Raw genomic sequence first — 16,845 nt, forward strand, 5'->3', positions numbered from 1 at the left:
GGAGACCTTCGTCGTCATGAGCGGTAAGATCGGGGCTCTCTCCAAGCAGACGGCCAAGGCCGGTGCCTGGACGGCCGGAGCGCGGCTTGCCGGCAAGTCGGTGGATTTCGTTGCGCTGATCGTGCTGGCCCGTTTCCTCGGGCCCAGCGATTTCGGCCTGGTCGCGATGGCGATGACTTTGATCTTCATCGTCGAGGCCGTGATGGAGCTGCCGCTCGGCGCCGCCATGCTGCGCGTCCCCGAGCCGGCGGAGGAGGTCTACAGCACCGCCTTCACGCTGGGGGCCCTGCGCGGGCTGATCATTGCCGCCTTCTTCATTCTCTGTGCCTGGCCGATATCGATCTTCTACGGCGAGCCCCGGCTGGTGCCACTGGTGATGTGCCTGGCCCTGGCGCCCGCCATGCGCGGCTGCGTCAGCCCCAAACTGGTGGAATTCAACCGGCGCATGGATTTCCGCCGCCAGGCAGGGCTCGACATCGCCAGCAAGACCATTGCCGTGAGCACCGCGATCATCGTGGCGATCCTGACGCGGAGCTACTGGGCGATCGCGCTCGGAACCATCCTGGTGGCATTCGTCGCCCTGGCCGGTTCCTATTGGCTTGCCCCGATGCGCCCGCGCCTGACGCTGAAGGCCTGGCCGGTCTTTGCCGACATCCTGACCTGGAACCTGATGTCGCAGATCCTCTCGGCCATCAACTGGCAGGCGGACCGGTTCATTCTGCCCCGTTTCATTCCACCCGCCGCCTTCGGCCGCTATGTCATGGCCAATGATCTTTCCTCGCTGCCGTTCCAGGTCCTGGCTGCCCCGCTCGGGACGCCGCTGAACGTGGCCTTCGTCAATGCGCATCAGAATGGCAGTCTTCGCAACAGCTATCTCAAGGCGAGCGTCGGCATCTTCCTCTTGATGGCGCCGATCCTGTGCTTCGGCGCCATCATGGCCGAGCACCTGATCCATGTCTTTCTCGGCGCGCAATGGGCCGAGGCCGCCCCCATCCTCACCGGCATCGCGCTGGCCTGCATCGGCTCCATCCCAGCGCTGCCGATGGCGCCCCTGGCCGTCAGCCTCAACAAGTCGCGGCAGATCACGTTCAGGAACCTGGTGGAGTTTGCCGTGCGCGTGCCCCTCACCATCGCCGGTATCCTGTCCTTCGGGGTGATGGGAGCGATCGCCGCCAAGGCGCTCGCCACGCTTGCGGTGCTGGTCTCGACCATGATGGCGGTGAAATCGATGATCGGGCTGGGCTATCGCGCCCAGCTTGCCGCTTTTGTCGGGCCTTGTGCAGCCCTGGTGATCAGTGCGCTTTTCCTGGTCTATGTTTCGACCCTGTTTCAAGACAGTACGGACATCGTCATGAATCTGGTCCGGATCGGCGCCGCCGGCGCGGTGTATGTCGTGACTTATGTTTGCAGTGTCTATCTGATGTCGCGCTGGTTCGGCGACGCACTTGGGCTGACCGGGCTGGTCGACCAGCTCATGTCCCGGGCGCGGCTTCGGTTCAGGACGTGACGACATGCGTGGCGATGGCAAGGAAGACCTGCATCATGGAGAGACCGGCGTGAAGGCGCATGACAACATGCGGATTGCCGTCGCGATCGCGACGGCGGGCCGGCGGGATGTGCTGACCGAAACCGTACGGGTGATGATGGGCCAGGAGCGCCGGCCCGACGATTTCCTGATCTGCCCGGCCAAGCCTGCCGATGCCGACGAGGCCGCCCTCCGCGAGCTCGTGCCGGGCCTGAAGATGATCGCGGGCCCGGTGGGCCTTCCGCATCAGCGCAATGCCTTGATGGCCGCCACCGATGCGGACATCGTGATGTTCTTCGACGACGATTTTCTGCCTGCTCCCGATTTCCTGGCCGAGACGGTGAGGCTGTTCGCCGAGAATCCCGACGTGGTGATGGTGACCGGCACGGTGCTGGCCGATGGCGCGCCGGGCGCGGGCCTCGGCATGCGCGAGGGCCTCGACAGGCTGGAGGCGGCCGGCCCCAATCGGGGGGCGGAGACGCTGGAGCCGGTCTATAACGGCTATGGCTGCAACATGGCGGTGCGGCTCGAGCCGGTGCGTCGGCACGGGCTTGCCTTCGACGAGAAGCTGCCGCTCTACGCCTGGCTCGAGGACGTCGATTTCTCCCGGCAGCTCGCGCCCTTCGGCCGCATCGTCAAGAGCGGCCGCCTGCGCGGCGTGCATCTGGGCACCAAGTCCGGCGGCCGCAGCCCCGGCCGGCGGCTCGGCTATTCGCAGATCGCCAATCGCGTCTACATCATGCGCAAGGGCAATATGAGCCTGCGCGGCGTGCTGGAGGGCAGCATGGAGAACCTGGCTTCCAATCTGGTCAAGAGCGCCTTTCCGGAGCCTTGGACCGACCGGCGCGGGCGGCTCGCCGGCAATCTTCTGGCTTTGTGGGATCTGGTACGGGGGCGTCTCGATCCTGCGCGGATTCTCAAATTGTAGGTCAAGGCGCAGACGATGACCGTACATTTCTCACTGGTGATGGCGACGCTCGGACGCTCCGAGGAGATCGCATTGATGCTCGACAGCCTGGAAACCCAGACTTTCAAGGATTTCGAGGTGATCATCGTCGACCAGAATCGCGACGAACGGGTCACCGAGGTGCTGGCGCGCAAGACGCGTCCCTTCCCGATCCGCCATCTGCGCACGCCGGGCGTGCCGGGTGCGAGCCGGGCGCGCAACAACGGCGCCAAGGTCGCCCATGGCGAACTGCTCGGCTTTCCGGACGATGATTGCACCTACCCGTCCTGGCTGTTGGAAAAGGTGCTGAAGACCTTCGCGGAAACGGGGGCCGACATCGTCAACGGCCGGGCCGCGGACGAGACGGGGCGCTCGATCAATGGCCGCTTCGCCGAGGGCGCCCGCTGGACCGGCGCCCGCGACGTCTTCGACACGCTGATCGAATGGGTGTCCTTCTGCAGGCGCGAGGCCTTCGAGGCCGTCGGCGGCTATGACGAGGATGTCGGCGTCGGCGCCACCTCGCCATGGCAGGCCTGCGAAGCGCCGGATATCGTGCTGCGCATGCTGGAGCGCGGCTATCGCTCCTATTACGACGACGCCATCTATGGCCATCATCCCGAGATCCGCATCGACATGATGGATGTTCGCATGCAGCAGAAGGCGCGCGGCTATGGCCGCGGCATGGGCTATGTGCTGGCCAAGCACCGCATGGGCGCGCTCTATTCCTTCAACTACATGCTACGCTCCTTCGGCGGCTATGTGCTCAGCCGGGCGCGGGGCCAGCGCGGCCGGGCGATCTATTACCTCAACACGCTGAAGGGCCGGCTCGAAGGCTATCGCGACGGCCGCCGGGCGGCCTGACGCCTCCTCGCCGGCGCGGCTTGGGATTTGGCGGAATCGCCGGGAATCGCAAGAACGCGTCGCACCAAAGATGTTTGCGGACATGAATTGTCCGGGCCGGAGGCCTTCAATGCCGCGGATTTTCGCCGGATCGTCCGTGGACGAAGGCGGGAATTCTGCTTAGGGTCGGTTCCCCTGATAATGGAAACGCCCCTGCAATGACGGATAAGAAACCGCCGCGCCAAGTCGGCTCGACCCCGGTCCGCTCCAATCAAGCCCGCCCCAGCTTCACCGACCAGGAGGCCCTGGCGTTCCACGCCCAGGGCAAGCCCGGCAAGCTGGAAGTGGTGCCGACCAAGCCGATGGCGACGCAGCGCGACCTCTCGCTCGCCTATTCGCCGGGCGTGGCGGTGCCGGTGCGGGCGATCGCGGAGAATCCGGCATTGGCCTACGACTATACGGCCAAGGGCAACATGGTGGCGGTGATCTCCAACGGCACCGCCATTCTCGGCCTCGGCGATCTCGGGGCTCTGGCCTCCAAGCCGGTGATGGAAGGCAAGTCCGTGCTGTTCAAGCGCTTTGCCGACGTTGATTCGATCGATCTGGAGGTCGATACCAAGGACGCCGACGCCTTCGTCAACGCCGTGCGCTATCTCGGGCCCAGCTTCGGCGGCATCAATCTGGAGGACATCAAGGCGCCCGAATGCTTCATCATCGAGCAGCGTCTCCAGGAATTGATGGACATTCCGGTCTTCCACGACGACCAGCACGGCACCGCCATCATCGCCGCCGCCGGCCTGTTCAACTGCCTGAAGCTGACCGGGCGCGACATCACCTCCACCCGCCTGGTGGTCAACGGCGCCGGGGCGGCCGGCATCGCCTGCGTCGAGCTGGTCAAGGCCATGGGCTTTGCGCCGGACAACGTCCTGCTCTGCGACACCAAGGGCGTGGTCTACAAGGGCCGCAGCGACGGCATGAACCAGTGGAAGTCCGCCCATGCCGCCGAGACGGACCGGCGCACCTTGGCCGAGGCACTCGACGGTGCCGATGTCTTTTTCGGCCTTTCGGTCAAGGGCGCCCTCACCACCGAGATGCTGCGCTCCATGGCGCCCAATCCGGTGGTCTTCGCCATGGCCAACCCCGATCCGGAGATCACGCCGGACGAGGCCCACGCCGTGCGCGACGACGTCATCATCGCCACCGGCCGGTCCGACTATCCCAACCAGGTCAACAACGTCCTGGGCTTTCCCTATATCTTCCGCGGCGCGCTCGACGTGCATGCCACCGCCATCAACATGGAGATGAAGGTGGCGGCAGCCCAGGCCCTGGCCGAGCTTGCCCAGGAAGAGGTGCCGGACGAGGTGGCGAGCGCCTATCAGGGCGCGCGGCCGCGCTTTGGCCGCGACTACATCATCCCGGCGCCCTTCGATCCCCGCCTGATGACGCGCGTGCCCGTGGCCGTGGCCAAGGCGGCGATGGAGACCGGCGTCGCCCGCAAGCCGATCCCCGACCTTGCCGCCTATCGCGCGGCCCTCTCGGCCCGCCGCGATCCCGTCGCCGGCACGCTGGCCGGCATCTTCGACAGGGTCCGCCGTTCGCCCAAGCGCGTAGTGTTCGCCGAGGGCGAGGAGGAGGCCGTGATCCGCGCCGCCGCCTCCTTCGTCAATCAGGGACTGGGCACCGCCATCCTGGTCGGCCGCGAGGATCGCGTGGAAGCCGCCGCCGCCTTTGCCGGTGTCGAGCTGCGCGAGGGCATGGTGATCCAGAACGCCCGCATCTCGCCGCGCACCAATGCCTATGCGCAATATCTCTATGACAGGCTGCAGCGCCAGGGCTATCTGATGCGCGATTGCGTGCGCCTGGCCTCGATCGACCGCAACCATTTCGCCGCCTGCATGGTGGCGATGGGCGATGCCGACGCGATGGTCACCGGCCTGACGCGCAATTATTCGATCGCCCTCGAGGATGTCCGGCGCGTGGTCAGCGACAAGCCGGGCCATTGTGTCCTCGGCCTTTCCATCGCCATCGCCCGTGGGCGCACGGTGCTGGTCGCCGACACCGCCGTGCACGATATGCCGACCTCGGAGGAACTCGCCGCCATCGCCATCGAGGCCGCTTCGGTGGCCAAGCGCCTGGGCTATGAGCCGCGCGTGGCGATGCTGGCCTATTCCACCTTCGGCCATCCGGAGGGCGAGCGGGCCGAGCGCGTGCGTGAGGCGGTGCGCATCCTCGACCGCCGGCGCGTGGATTTCGAATATGACGGCGAGATGGGCGCCGATGTCGCGCTCAACCGCGAAGCCATGGCGCTCTATCCGTTCTGCCGCCTGTCGGGGCCTGCCAATGTGCTGATCATGCCGGCGTTCCACTCGGCCTCGATCTCCACCAAGATGCTGCAGGAACTCGGCGGTGCTACCGTGATCGGCCCGATCCTGGTCGGCCTCGACAAGCCGGTGCAGATCGTGCCGCTGGCCGCCAAGGACACCGACCTCGTCAACATGGCGGTGCTGGCGGCGGCCAATATCGGCGGGTGAGCGGGGCTGGAGGCCGGTGAACGACGAGCGCTGGAATCGCTATCTGTTCGAGCGCCACAGCCGTGCGGAAATCGCGGAGTGGGCTCGCCGGCTCCGCTATTTCCGCTTCTGCCGGGCCTATGGCGGCCATGCGGGAGATGGCGACCGGCTTCTGGCGGCGATCGCACTCGCCGGCACGGTCCCGGACATCAGGGAGGTTCTCGGGATACTCGGCATCGCCGCCGATCCCGTTCCCGTCGACGCTCCTCAGCCGATCCCAGGCGTGAGCTATACGGCCGAGGCGTTCGAGCGTTTCGTCCGCATCGCGCCCGGGCCGCTGCGCATCCGGCAGCCCGGCCATGTCACCCTCGGCGGGCATACGGTTTTGGTTTATCTACATCCGGGCCGGCTCGAGCTCAGCATGAGCGATGTCGAGTCACCCTTCGAGGTCACGCAGGCCGTCATTTTGTCAGCCGAGGCCGTGGAGGCTTTTCTTCTGCCCTTGGCGAATCGCCTGATCGACCCGCCGCAGGCTGATCGCAACTGCCTAAGCCCGGCGACCTATCCGGAATTCTGGCTATAGCGTTTTGCGATTAGACGGAGTCACCAAGAATCGCAAAGACGCGTCAGAACAATGAGTTAGAGCAAATAAGCGTTCACGCTTGAACGCGCTTTGCTCTAGGATGACCGGGACTGGACGGCAGGCAATGATCTCGGGCATGGCCCGGCTTGACACCCCGTGATCCTGGCAGCAATTTGCTGCGTCCCTTCACGGAAGGCCTGCGTGCCTAAGACGCTCATCATCCTGTTGCGCTTGCGCGGGTTTCGCTACGGCAAACCCCAGATGTGGTGGCCGCCGCCACGGTGAAGCCGTGCGCGTGTCTCTCACCCCACATCACAGGATAGCTTCCCATGCAGATTGCACGATTGAGCGATCAGGCTCTCGAATTGCGCCATGACGGTGCTTCTCCCATCGTCTTTCCATTCCTTTGGCTCCGCGACAATTGCCCCACGGCCTTCGATCCGCAAACCAAGGAGAGGAACTTCGACCTTCTGTCCGTTCCTGACGACTTGAAGCCGGCCAGCGCGGAGACTTGCGACGATGAACTGGTCATTACCTGGCCGGACGGGCATGTGAGCCGCTTCGAGCAAAGCTGGCTCCTGGCACATCAGCCCGGAGTGCCTCGTCCCGATGCAGCCGCGTTACCTCGCAAGATCTGGCGGGCTGCCGACATGCCGGAACTGCCCCGCTTTTCAGGTGCGGAGATTCTCGCCGACGACAGGGTTCTCCTCGACTTTCTCGTCACCACGCAGAGCCTCGGCCTTTCATTGGTGGACGGCCTGGCCCCCGGACAAGGCCTCGACGTTGCACAGCGCATCGGCTTCCTGCGCGAGACCAATTTCGGCAAGGTCTTCGATGTCGTTTCGAAGCCCGACCCCAACAATCTCGCCTACACCGCCCAGGCGCTCGCCTTGCATACCGATCTGGCAAACCAGGAAATTCCTCCCGGCTTCCAGTTTCTGCATTGCATCGCGAATGAAGCCCAAGGCGGCGGCTCCGTCTTCGCGGACAGCTTTGCCATCGCCGAGGACTTGCGGGAGACCGACCCCGGGGCGTTCCGCGTGCTTTCGACCGTTGCCTTGCCTTTTCGCTTCCACGACCGGGCCTATGACATTCGTCTGCGCCGCCCGGTCATCACTCTGCGTCCCGATGGACGGCTCGACGAAATCCGTTACAACGCCCACTTGACGGATCTTATCGACCTGCCGGCGGACCAGCTGGGCACGTTCTATCGGGCCTACCGGGCCTTCATGAAGCGAACGCGTGACCCCGCCTTCGTCATTGCGTTGCGTCTGCGTGGTGGCGAGATGGTGGTATTCGACAACCGGCGGACGCTCCATGGGCGCGAAGCCTTCAACCCGGCGACGGGTTTCCGCCACCTGCAGGGCTGCTATGTCGACAGGGGCGAGTTCGAGAGCCGCATCCGGGTGCTCGACCGGCGGCACGACGGAGCGTCGCTTTAACGCATCGGCGGTAAAAGCCCAGACATATGACGGCGTAAGCCGCCATATGTCGCTTTCGCCGGGGCTCGGAGAGCGGCGTGTCGCGCCCTGCGCCCGTCGGCCGGAGGCGACCTCCCCCTCATGGACCATAGGCATACGCCGCAGCGACTGCCGGCGAGCTGCTTCGCGGTCCCTGGCGGATCAGAAATGTCGGGTGGTTTCAATGGCGAGAGTGGTGCCGCTTGCATGAAAATGCGCTTGCGATGCCATTGAAATTACTGCTAAATTCCGCAGCCTTGTTAGAGAATGTATGGCAGTCTCTTATGGGATGCAAGGCCAGCAAGGCGGGGTGCTTGAGGGACCTGGACGGGTAAAGGTGGCTTGCTTCAGTTAGATATTAGGTGCGGTCTCCAGGCTTAGGAGAGCCAACCCGAATAATGCTTCGCTCAGCGCTGGTAGCTAACGGCTTTCTTTCTTCGTCAGATTGGTATTTCACAGGCGCTTGCGAACATCGTGGCTGTCGATTGGCTAGCGAGAAAAGTGCATGGCGCCCAACCCCTGGATATCGCAAATCGAGTAACCAAGAAATCGATAGTCTCAAAAGGCGCTTGAGGCTGGCGCGAAATTGTGATTCTCTAAGTGTCCAAGCGAAGCGAATGCTTCGTGGGTGAGACCGGGGCCGGATTCGAACCGGCATCTTCGGGGGTGCAAGCCTGACGCATTAACCATTTTGCTACCCGGTCTTCGAATCGCCTCGCCAGAAATGGTGGGGCGATTTTCTTTTAGGCATCATGTTCCGACGTTCTATGCGTTCCATCCTCAAGGAAATCGAACTCAGGTCCGAAAACACCAGTCCCCTCGACGGCATATTGACCCCGAGCGACCCGCTGCAACCGCCCGGTTCGGACGAGATAATTCAACGCATTGTACAAGGCCTTAAGATCAACAGTCCCGCCGAGCTTCTTTTCCAAAGCCACCTGAACTTCAGGCACGGTTAACCGAGAGGCGGCTTTAGTTGCGAAAAGCTGAATTACGTTGTTTGGGAGTTCACCCAGTTGATTTTGGCTAGACGATGCCCCCTGGACTCCCTGCAACTCAGCTAGATACCGAACGCGGTCACTATCCGACACGTTATCGAGAAGGCTCTTGATCAAATCCTCAAGTCTCGAAATTCTGACTTCCGCCTCTACCTTTGATTTGCGGGCCAGACGCAATTCATCGGCCAGATGCTCGAACATTTGGCGGGTTGGATCGGTACGGTGAGCAGCCTTCGGGTTCATTCTTAATCTCTTAGCGCGAATTCAGACAAAAAGCGAGTCGGATTCGACACTTAGCTCGAAGCCGCTGCCGGCGGCGGAGGATGGGTTCGCACCGCCTCAACCCAAACGCCCCGATGCCCCAGATCCTTTTGCACCCGGAATTAAGCGCCGTTCGTATCTTGTGAATGTCACTCAAAGGGGCCTTCGCCCCACGGGCGTATCCGGCCGTTCGCAGAAGCGGAATCCACCAATGGCTCTCGCTATTTCGGGGCGGCACCTCTGGCGCGGCATCTTGAGCTTAGATTAGTCTACCTGTGCCGCCAAACCTTGCACGCGGAAATCAGGAGGATGAGCGCAAGGACTGGCAAGAGCACCGAGTGCGGCACGAGGCCAAGCAAGCGACCGCCGATGAAGGTGCCAACGATGGAGCCCGCTGCCATCACTAAGAGGAAAATCTTGTTGCGCCCAAGGACGGAGAAGCTTTGATCTCGGCTGTAGCGCGCGAAGCCCACCAGCATTGTCGGAAGGCTCACCGCGAGAGACAAGCTCCCAGCAAGTTTGATGTCCGCGCCGAAGAGCAGGATCAACGTGGGAATGAGCAGTTCACCCCCGGCAACTCCCAGCAGGGCCGCCACGATGCCGATAGCAAACCCCACGATGCCGACAACGACAATTTGCGTGGCACCGGTGAAGAGCGGCTGGCCTGCGGTTAGCTCGTGACCTACCAGGAGAATGCCAGCTATCGCCACCAAGAGAACGGCAATGACCTTGTAGAGGGTTTCGGATCGAAGCCTTGTCGCCCATCCTGCACCGAACCAAGCGCCTAAGAGGCTGCCCGCTAACAGGTTCAAGATGATTGGCCAGTGTGCAGCGATGTCACCGAAGGGCACTGTGGCGGCCCTGAAGGGTAACGCCGTGGCCACCACTACGAGGCTCATGGCCTTATTGAGGATGACCGCCTCAAGTGGCGCGAAGCTGAATAGTCCGATGAGAAGAGGGAGCCGGAACTCCGCACCACCGAGCCCGATGAGGCCCCCGAGAGCCCCGATGATTGCGCCCCCGCCGAATGCACCAGGGAGGCTTCTGGCTCGGGCCGGGGTTTGAGGCGTGGTCACGGTGTCCATGTTGCTATCTATGCGGAGATACAAGCGGGCAGGCAATACGGCAGGAAGCTAACCGACGAGCCTCAAGGTGCTCCTTGGGGCGGAATGTTTTTGCCAGAAAAATTCGTGACTGGACCTCGACGGAATTGAACGCGCGGTTCCCCCGTACGCCGGCCTAGCGGTAACGTGGACGGTACCCCGCGCGATGTCGTGCGGTTTATTGCGAGCGTGCGAGCGACCCGCTGGCAACCCTCCCTCTATTCGCCCGGTCTCTTGAGGCGCGTTAGGGGCACCTCTGCGATGAAGCATTCGCCATCCGTGCTGCTTCCCTCTCGGGTGATCAGCGCATCACTATTTGGTGCCGGCAGACGCTCGCCTACCACGACCGCCGCTCCCGCCCATCCACAATCATCGCAGACTGGTCGCTCCCAGGCGACATCTGGCATGTCCTCCTGCCACCCTTCCTGAGGCGACAGATGCGGGGAGCCACAAGCGGGGCACGCCTCGGGAACGTCACGCAGATACTTAAGCGTGTATTCCAGGACCATGCCCAGCGCGTGCTCCGTAGTGGTTTGCGCGGCCTCCGCGTCCTGCCACGTGGCGGATTTGGCATGGGTAAGCCAATTGGCGAACGTCCAAGCCTCTCCGAGTAATGTCTTCAGCAGGTGCCGACGCTCTTTCTGATGGCCACCGCTATGAAGCTCGTTGCAGATGATTTCGCTCCAGGCCCGGAAGTCTGCCCGCTTAGGTGGTGCTTCGGTGGTCCATCCTGCCACATCCTGCACAGTCGCCACGAAAGCGAGGAGAGCTTCGCGGCTCCGCATTCCGATGGCTTGATAATCCGCCACGTTTTGGGCCAGCCCCAAAGCATCGCTCAGCTCCCGCAGCCTCGCATATACCGAAGCGAACTCCCGCACGGTTGCGACTGGCACGGAGCCACGATGGGAGCGGGGAATGCGGAGGCAGAGGCCCATATGGAAAGTCACTGCGTAGTCCATGTTCGGGAATTGGTCCTGCGAGTAAAGGTTTGTGGGGTTCGTGATCACCCACCACCGGCCATCGCTAGAATGGATGTCCCAGACATCGTGACGATGGTCGATGACCGCCTCCGAATAAACCTTCTGAAGGAAATTTACGGCAGTGCCAGCCGGTGATTGCCCCAGAAAATATTCGGTGACTCTTTGCCTCTCCTCGTCCGTCGCGGGCAGCATCTGCTTTTGATCCTCATATGGAGCCACCACGAGCCTACCAGACCGCGCCACACCCCGCGAGAGCGACCGTCTCCTCAGGGTATAGCCATAGAGCGCACGGATAGTCGCGAGATAGGTCTTGTCTATCTCTTTCCGCCCCTCGCCAACCAACGCGTCTTCCAACGGGTGACATCCTCCTTCGTCACGCGGTGGGAATCATCGTGGCCCAAGTGTTTGGTGAACCGTCGCAAGCGGCCTTCCCAGGTTGAGACGGTATTGGGGGAGGGCTCCGTCTCCATTTTCCACCGGGCGAATAGATCATCAAAGCTCCGAATTGCCCCACTTGGCAGGCTAGGAGCGTTCGTAGGCGGCTTCCATGTCGGAAACCGTTGGGCTGCCTCATCGGGCCTATAGTCGCCTTCAGCGTAGCGTTGAATAGTTTGAGCAGCTTGCACCAGGGCCTTGTCTGTCTCCTCGATGAGGCGCTGGCGGCTCAGTTCATCGGGAAGCAAGCCCTCACGGATGGACACCTCATCGACAAGCGGCCCCACCCATTGATTCAGCCTTCCAGCCTGTCGGGCTTCCCGGTGAAGCCGCAGGACACTATCCCAGGCAACCGCAGAACCGGGTTCCTCAGAGCGTACACTCACGAGTTCATTATAGACGAGACCCGCAAGGGCAACGATTTGGCGCTGAGTCAGCGAGGCAGGCCCGGACCGTCCCCTTGCGGGTAGTCGGGCGGGTCATGCTAAGCACCACTGTATGGCAGTCGGGGTAGGCCAAGTCCCTGATAATCCAAAACTATCAGTGATTTCAATGGTGCGAGGTGTGGGTGGTGCCGCTTGCGTGACTCGAACACGCGACCCCATCATTACGAATGATGTGCTCTACCGGCTGAGCTAAAGCGGCGCCAACGGTCTTCAGAAGGCGATCCTTTTCGGATGCGCCGCCCTGATACAGGCAAGCACAGCGGAAGGCAAGCCCTCTCGCGCATGCGCCGTAAGTTTAGAGTCAAACTCTTGACGCGGCACAAGCTCCCGACTATAGCAACCCACACAAATTTTGGCGGGAGGTTCCGCCCCCAACAGGGGTGGCGGTTTTCTTTTTGCCCAAGCGGTCCTGTCGGCGCAAGCCGGGCAGGATTGCCGGACCCTCTTAACACCGGCAGGTCCCTGCGGATCTGCCCTGGCCCCGCCGCAGCGAGGCCGTTCCGAATCGAGAAGGATAGACCCATGTCCCGCCGTTGCTCGCTGACCGAGAAGGGCGTTCAGACCGGCCACAAGGTGAGCCATTCGAACGTGAAGACCAAGCGCAAGTTCCTGCCGAACCTGCACAACGTCACGCTGATCTCCGACGTGCTCGGCCGCTCCGTGCGCCTGCGCGTCTCGGCTGCCGGTCTGCGCACCGTCGAGCACAATGGTGGCCTCGACGCCTGGCTGATCAAGGCCTCCAACCATGAGCTTACCGCGCCGGCCCTGCGCCTGAAGCGCGAAATCGAAAAGAAAATGACGACCGCCCACTAAGGCTGGTTGCATCTCTGACTTTTCGGGCCGGGGCCTTGCGCTCCGGCCTTTTTCGTTGTCCGGGCACCTAGAGCAAAGTGCGATTTCTCCGAATCGCACTTTGCTCTCTAATTTCTTGTTTTGGCGCGTTTTCCTAATCGAAGAGTCTATCAACTTTTCCGGAAAACGCTCCAGCGCGACTGCCTTGTCTTGCGCCAGATGAGCAAAGCTTAATGTGCTCGGCCTTGACGGCGGCCCCCTGTTTCGGCGATGCAGGAGCGCCGGTTACCGGGCCCCTCTGACGGTTAGCGCAAGCATGCCGTGATGTCGGAGCCGGCTTCGATTGTTTTTTCGAAGCAAAAGGGTCCGGCGTCATGCTCGATTTCCTGTATTCCGACTTTGCCGGCCAGCCCGCCTGGATGTGGCTGGCCTTTCTCGCCTTCGTGGCGTTGCTGCTCGCCTTCGACCTCGGCGTGCTCAACCGCGACGACAAGGTGCTGAGCGTTGCCGACAGCTTCAAATTGTCGGCGGTCTATATCGCGATCGCCGTGGCTTTCGGCGGTGCCATCTGGTGGGGCATGGATACCCGCCCCGACGGCACAAGCCCGGCGCTCGACTATTTCACCGGCTATTTCATCGAGAAATCGCTGTCGATCGACAATGTCTTCGTCATCGCGCTGATCTTCCGCTACTTCGCCGTGCCGGCGGCCTACCAGTATCGCGCCCTGGTCTGGGGCATCCTGGCGGCCGTGGTGCTGCGCGGCATCATGATCGCGGCCGGCGCCAGCATCGTGCAGAGTTATGGCTGGGTGCTCTATATCTTCGCGGCCTTCCTGATCCTGACCGGCCTGCGCATGCTGGTGGCCTCGGACGACCATACCGAGTTCAAGGAGAACTGGCTGGTCCGCTTCCTGCGCCGCCACATGCGCATCAGCGAGAGCCTGCATGGCAACCGCTTCGTGGTGCGCCAGCCGGACCGTGCCACCGGCAGGAACCTGCTGCACGCCACGCCGCTGCTGCTGGCCCTGATCGTCATCAACGTCGCCGACATCGTCTTCGCCGTGGACTCGGTGCCGGCCATCCTGGCGATCACCACCGATACCTTCATCGTCTATACCGCCAACATCATGGCCATTCTCGGCCTGAGGGCGCTCTACTTCGCGCTGGCGGCGATGATCGATCGCTTCCATTACCTCAAATATGCGCTCGCCCTCGTGCTCGTCTTCATCGGCGGCAAGATCTATTGGGGCCATCTCGTCGGCAAGGTCGATCCGGCTCTCGCCCTGATCGTGACCGTTGCGATCATCGTCGGCGGCATCCTCTTTTCGCTGTGGAAGACGCGCGGCCAGGATAGGTCGAGCGTATCGTCCTGACGGCTCCCTCCCGATGACGGTAGAGAAGAAAGGCCGACTCCCGCAAAAGTTGATCTGTTTCAGCGGGAACAGACAGGTTAGACTGACGGCGTGATGATGGCTTGATCGGGTCCGTCTGCTCCTTGCGGCGCAAGGGAGCCGATCGGCGTCGCCGGGACGGGTCCTGCGATCCGTTTCGCGTCCGGGGGGAAGTAAGGCAACGACCATGCCGGACGGCATGGCCGGAATGGTTTCGTGCGATTTCTCCTCCAGGCAGGCAGCGCTTTTGAGCAATCATCATCCGAAAGCCTGCCCGCACGGCTTACCGGGCCTTGCTTTTCGGAATCGTGTTCGAACGAGGAGAACTGCGATGACGATTTCCGGCCTGAAGCTCCGTTATCTGCTGCTGGGCGCCGTGCTGGGCGCGGCCGCCCTGGCGCCATTGCCGGCCTCCGCCCAATATGGTGGCGGGGGATATGGCGGTGGCGGATACGACAGCGGCGGCTATGACGATGACGACTATGGCGGCGGTTATCGCCGGCAATATCGTCCCCGCTGCTATTATCGCGTCGTGCGGGTGTATGACGATTATTACGGGCGCTACGTCAAGCGGCGGCAGCGCGTCTGCGAACGCAGCGGCTACTAATACAGAGCGCGTTTAACCGAACACGGCTTTGCTCCACAGCATCGAGCCCGATCTCCAAACCGGGTTCGATGCGCATTTGCGATTCCGGGTGCTTCTGCCGAATTGCAAAATGCTCTAAGTCACCTTCTGCGGCACCGGGCTCGACCGTGAATGGGATCCGGTGCAGCCACGTGCCACTTGTCACGGCCCAGACACAATCCTTGGCCTATGGCATTCGGACAAGGATTGTGTTTCGTGGCTTTTCCGCCCGCGGGGCGGTTAGAGACAAGGAAGCGTCGTCATGCTGATTCACCGCCGTACCGTGCTTGCAGGCCTGGCCCTCGCCGGGCTGCGGCCGGGTGTCGCCTCGGCGATGCAGATCGTCGAGGTCGGCACCGTGCTGACCGTCACGGGGCAGACCACCGGGCAGTTGCGGGGCGAGAAACGCGCCCTTCAGGCCGGCGAGCCGGTTTTCATCGACGATATGCTGGCAACCGGCGAGGGTGCCCGGCTGGCGGCCCGGCTCGGGGATGCCACCCGCCTGTCCCTGGGCGAGCGCACCAGGGTGCGCATCGACAAGTTCCTGGTGGACCGGGGCGGGGAGCTGGTGCTGGAGCGCGGCGCCATGCTGTTCGACCGGCCCGACAACCAGCCGTCCGGTCCGCTCAATGTCACCACGCCGTTCGGCCTGATCGCCGCCCGCGGCACCAAGTTTTTCGCCGGCCCCAGCGAAGGGGTCTTCGGCGTCTTCGTCGAGCATGGTGTGGTCACCGTCGCCACCAAGGGCGGCCAGGTGACCCTCACCAATGGCCTCGGTACCAACCTCGTCAACGCCCGGCAAGCGCCGTCCGAACCGACGAGCTGGAATACGCTGCGCATCGCCCAGGCGGAAGCCTCCGTGATCGGCGGAGCTTCTATGGAGTCAGCTCCGCCAGCGGCGCTGCCTCGCGGACGACGGCCGGCACCCAAGCCTTGAAGCTCGCCCAATCGGGGCGGGCCAGGCTGAAGCGATCGATCGGCAGGGCGCCGCCGCGGGCCGGCGCATGCTGCAGGCCCGAATTGACATAGCGCAGCCCGCACTTTTCCATCACCCGCCGCGAGGCCTCGTTGATCACCCGGCATTCACCGGTGATCGAGGTGATCGGCAGCGTCGAGAAGCCATGATCGATCAGGGCCCGCGCCGCTTCCGTGGCAAGCCCCTGGCCCCAATGGGGACGGCCGAGCCAGTAGCCGATCTCCGCGACCTCCCGCTTGGGAAAACGCAGTCCGATGCAGCCGAAGAAGGCGCCGGTCTCCCTGCACTCGATGGCGAAGGCGAGCTCCTTGCCCGTCTTGCGGGCCTCGTCCTGGTAGCGCACGAAATCCGCCGCGTCGCTTTCGCCATAGGGAAAGGGCAGGCGCCCGGTCATCAGCGCCACGGCCGAATCATTGGCGAGGCGCGCCATGCTGGGCACGTCGCCCTGATGCGGCTTGCGCAGCACGAGGCGCAGGGTCTCGATCTCGATCGAGGTAACGACAGTGGCCGGGAGAGACTTGAAGGGGGGCATGATGGGCTCCTGGCAAGAAGAAGGGGCGGAAGGATTTCTCCACCGCCCCTGCGTCAACCTGGAGTCCCAAATGGGGTCTTTTCAGGTCCGCCGGTCCAGTGGAGCCGGCGGAGCTTTCAAGTCCCGCCGGGATTATTCTGCTGCTACTTTGGTCGTGGCGACGTTGACGTAAATTCGGCCGTTGGCTCGGGTGCGGAAATCCACTCGGCCGTCGGTAAGCGCAAAGAGCGTGTGATCCTTGCCCATGCCGACATTGACGCCCGGATGCCACTTCGTGCCACGCTGGCGCACGATGATGTTGCCAGCGACGACGGCTTCCGAACCGAACTTCTTCACACCCAAGCGACGACCGGCCGAATCACGACCGTTGCGCGACGAACCGCCTGCTTTTTTGTGAGCCATGGCGATAACTCCTCGAATTCTATCTACGCCGGTGCTGTGA

General features: G+C 62.9%; 15 protein-coding genes and 2 tRNA genes. 10 read left to right on the plus strand and 7 right to left on the minus strand.

What is annotated here, in order from left to right; all coding sequences use genetic code 11:
- The first annotated feature begins 16 nt into the window (after positions 1 to 16).
- The 6 genes from C5L14_RS05090 (at position 17) to C5L14_RS05115 (ending at position 7,846) form a co-directional block, all read left to right on the plus strand.
- Complete coding sequence (locus tag C5L14_RS05090; RefSeq protein ID WP_105860963.1) at positions 17 to 1,507, plus strand: oligosaccharide flippase family protein; 1,491 nt, start codon at positions 17 to 19, stop codon at positions 1,505 to 1,507.
- 4 nt (positions 1,508 to 1,511) lie between these two features.
- Complete coding sequence (locus tag C5L14_RS05095; RefSeq protein WP_245196823.1) at positions 1,512 to 2,453, plus strand: glycosyltransferase family 2 protein; 942 nt, start codon at positions 1,512 to 1,514, stop codon at positions 2,451 to 2,453.
- Between the two features lie 15 nt (positions 2,454 to 2,468).
- Positions 2,469 to 3,332 carry a glycosyltransferase gene (locus tag C5L14_RS05100; RefSeq protein ID WP_105860964.1) on the plus strand — a complete coding sequence of 288 codons (864 nt, stop codon included), beginning with the start codon at positions 2,469 to 2,471 and terminating at the stop codon, positions 3,330 to 3,332.
- A 197-nt stretch (positions 3,333 to 3,529) separates the two neighbouring features.
- Entirely contained in the window at positions 3,530 to 5,842 is a 2,313-nt protein-coding gene (locus C5L14_RS05105) for an NADP-dependent malic enzyme (protein ID WP_105860965.1), read from the plus strand.
- Between the two features lie 16 nt (positions 5,843 to 5,858).
- Positions 5,859 to 6,404 (plus strand): hypothetical protein, encoded by a 546-nt coding sequence (locus C5L14_RS05110; RefSeq protein WP_105860966.1) that lies wholly within the window; start codon positions 5,859 to 5,861, stop codon positions 6,402 to 6,404.
- 329 nt (positions 6,405 to 6,733) lie between these two features.
- Positions 6,734 to 7,846, plus strand: coding sequence for a TauD/TfdA family dioxygenase (locus tag C5L14_RS05115; RefSeq protein ID WP_105860967.1), 1,113 nt, complete (start codon positions 6,734 to 6,736; stop codon positions 7,844 to 7,846).
- A gap of 649 nt (positions 7,847 to 8,495) precedes the next feature.
- Here C5L14_RS05115 and C5L14_RS05120 read toward each other — a convergent pair.
- From C5L14_RS05120 to C5L14_RS05145, 5 genes are all read right to left on the minus strand, one after another.
- Positions 8,496 to 8,568 (minus strand) — tRNA-Ala (locus tag C5L14_RS05120).
- A gap of 39 nt (positions 8,569 to 8,607) precedes the next feature.
- Positions 8,608 to 9,105, minus strand: coding sequence for a hypothetical protein (locus C5L14_RS05125; RefSeq protein WP_146126840.1), 498 nt, complete (start codon positions 9,103 to 9,105; stop codon positions 8,608 to 8,610).
- A 287-nt stretch (positions 9,106 to 9,392) separates the two neighbouring features.
- Positions 9,393 to 10,208 carry a sulfite exporter TauE/SafE family protein gene (locus C5L14_RS05130; RefSeq protein ID WP_105860969.1) on the minus strand — a complete coding sequence of 272 codons (816 nt, stop codon included), beginning with the start codon at positions 10,206 to 10,208 and terminating at the stop codon, positions 9,393 to 9,395.
- A 236-nt stretch (positions 10,209 to 10,444) separates the two neighbouring features.
- Positions 10,445 to 11,560: a hypothetical protein gene (locus C5L14_RS05135; protein ID WP_105860970.1), complete on the minus strand. Its 1,116-nt coding sequence runs from the start codon at positions 11,558 to 11,560 to the stop codon at positions 10,445 to 10,447.
- A gap of 650 nt (positions 11,561 to 12,210) precedes the next feature.
- Positions 12,211 to 12,286 (minus strand) — tRNA-Thr (locus C5L14_RS05145).
- Positions 12,287 to 12,609: 323 nt separating this feature from the next.
- Between C5L14_RS05145 and rpmB the strand changes: the two genes are divergently transcribed.
- The 4 genes from rpmB (at position 12,610) to C5L14_RS05165 (ending at position 15,832) form a co-directional block, all read left to right on the plus strand.
- Positions 12,610 to 12,900 (plus strand): 50S ribosomal protein L28, encoded by a 291-nt coding sequence (rpmB, locus tag C5L14_RS05150; protein ID WP_105860972.1) that lies wholly within the window; start codon positions 12,610 to 12,612, stop codon positions 12,898 to 12,900.
- A 353-nt stretch (positions 12,901 to 13,253) separates the two neighbouring features.
- Positions 13,254 to 14,252, plus strand: coding sequence for a TerC family protein (locus C5L14_RS05155; RefSeq protein WP_105860973.1), 999 nt, complete (start codon positions 13,254 to 13,256; stop codon positions 14,250 to 14,252).
- 349 nt (positions 14,253 to 14,601) lie between these two features.
- Positions 14,602 to 14,877, plus strand: a complete 276-nt coding sequence (locus tag C5L14_RS05160) for a sulfur globule protein precursor (protein ID WP_105860974.1) — start codon at positions 14,602 to 14,604, stop codon at positions 14,875 to 14,877.
- A 280-nt stretch (positions 14,878 to 15,157) separates the two neighbouring features.
- On the plus strand, positions 15,158 to 15,832 hold the full coding sequence (locus C5L14_RS05165; protein ID WP_105860975.1) for a FecR family protein: 675 nt from the start codon (positions 15,158 to 15,160) through the stop codon (positions 15,830 to 15,832).
- On the opposite strand, the gene C5L14_RS05170 is transcribed toward C5L14_RS05165, so the two are convergent.
- Both C5L14_RS05170 and rpmA read right to left on the minus strand, forming a co-directional pair.
- Positions 15,771 to 16,403, minus strand: a complete 633-nt coding sequence (locus C5L14_RS05170; protein ID WP_105860976.1) for a GNAT family N-acetyltransferase — start codon at positions 16,401 to 16,403, stop codon at positions 15,771 to 15,773. The two genes, C5L14_RS05165 and C5L14_RS05170, sit on opposite strands and share 62 nt — an antisense overlap.
- Positions 16,404 to 16,535: 132 nt before the next feature.
- Positions 16,536 to 16,805, minus strand: coding sequence for a 50S ribosomal protein L27 (gene rpmA / locus C5L14_RS05175; protein WP_068283371.1), 270 nt, complete (start codon positions 16,803 to 16,805; stop codon positions 16,536 to 16,538).
- Positions 16,806 to 16,845: the final 40 nt, after the last annotated feature.

Source organism: Labrys okinawensis, assembly GCF_002982075.1.
GTDB classification, from domain to species: Bacteria; Pseudomonadota; Alphaproteobacteria; order Rhizobiales; family Labraceae; genus Labrys; species Labrys okinawensis_A.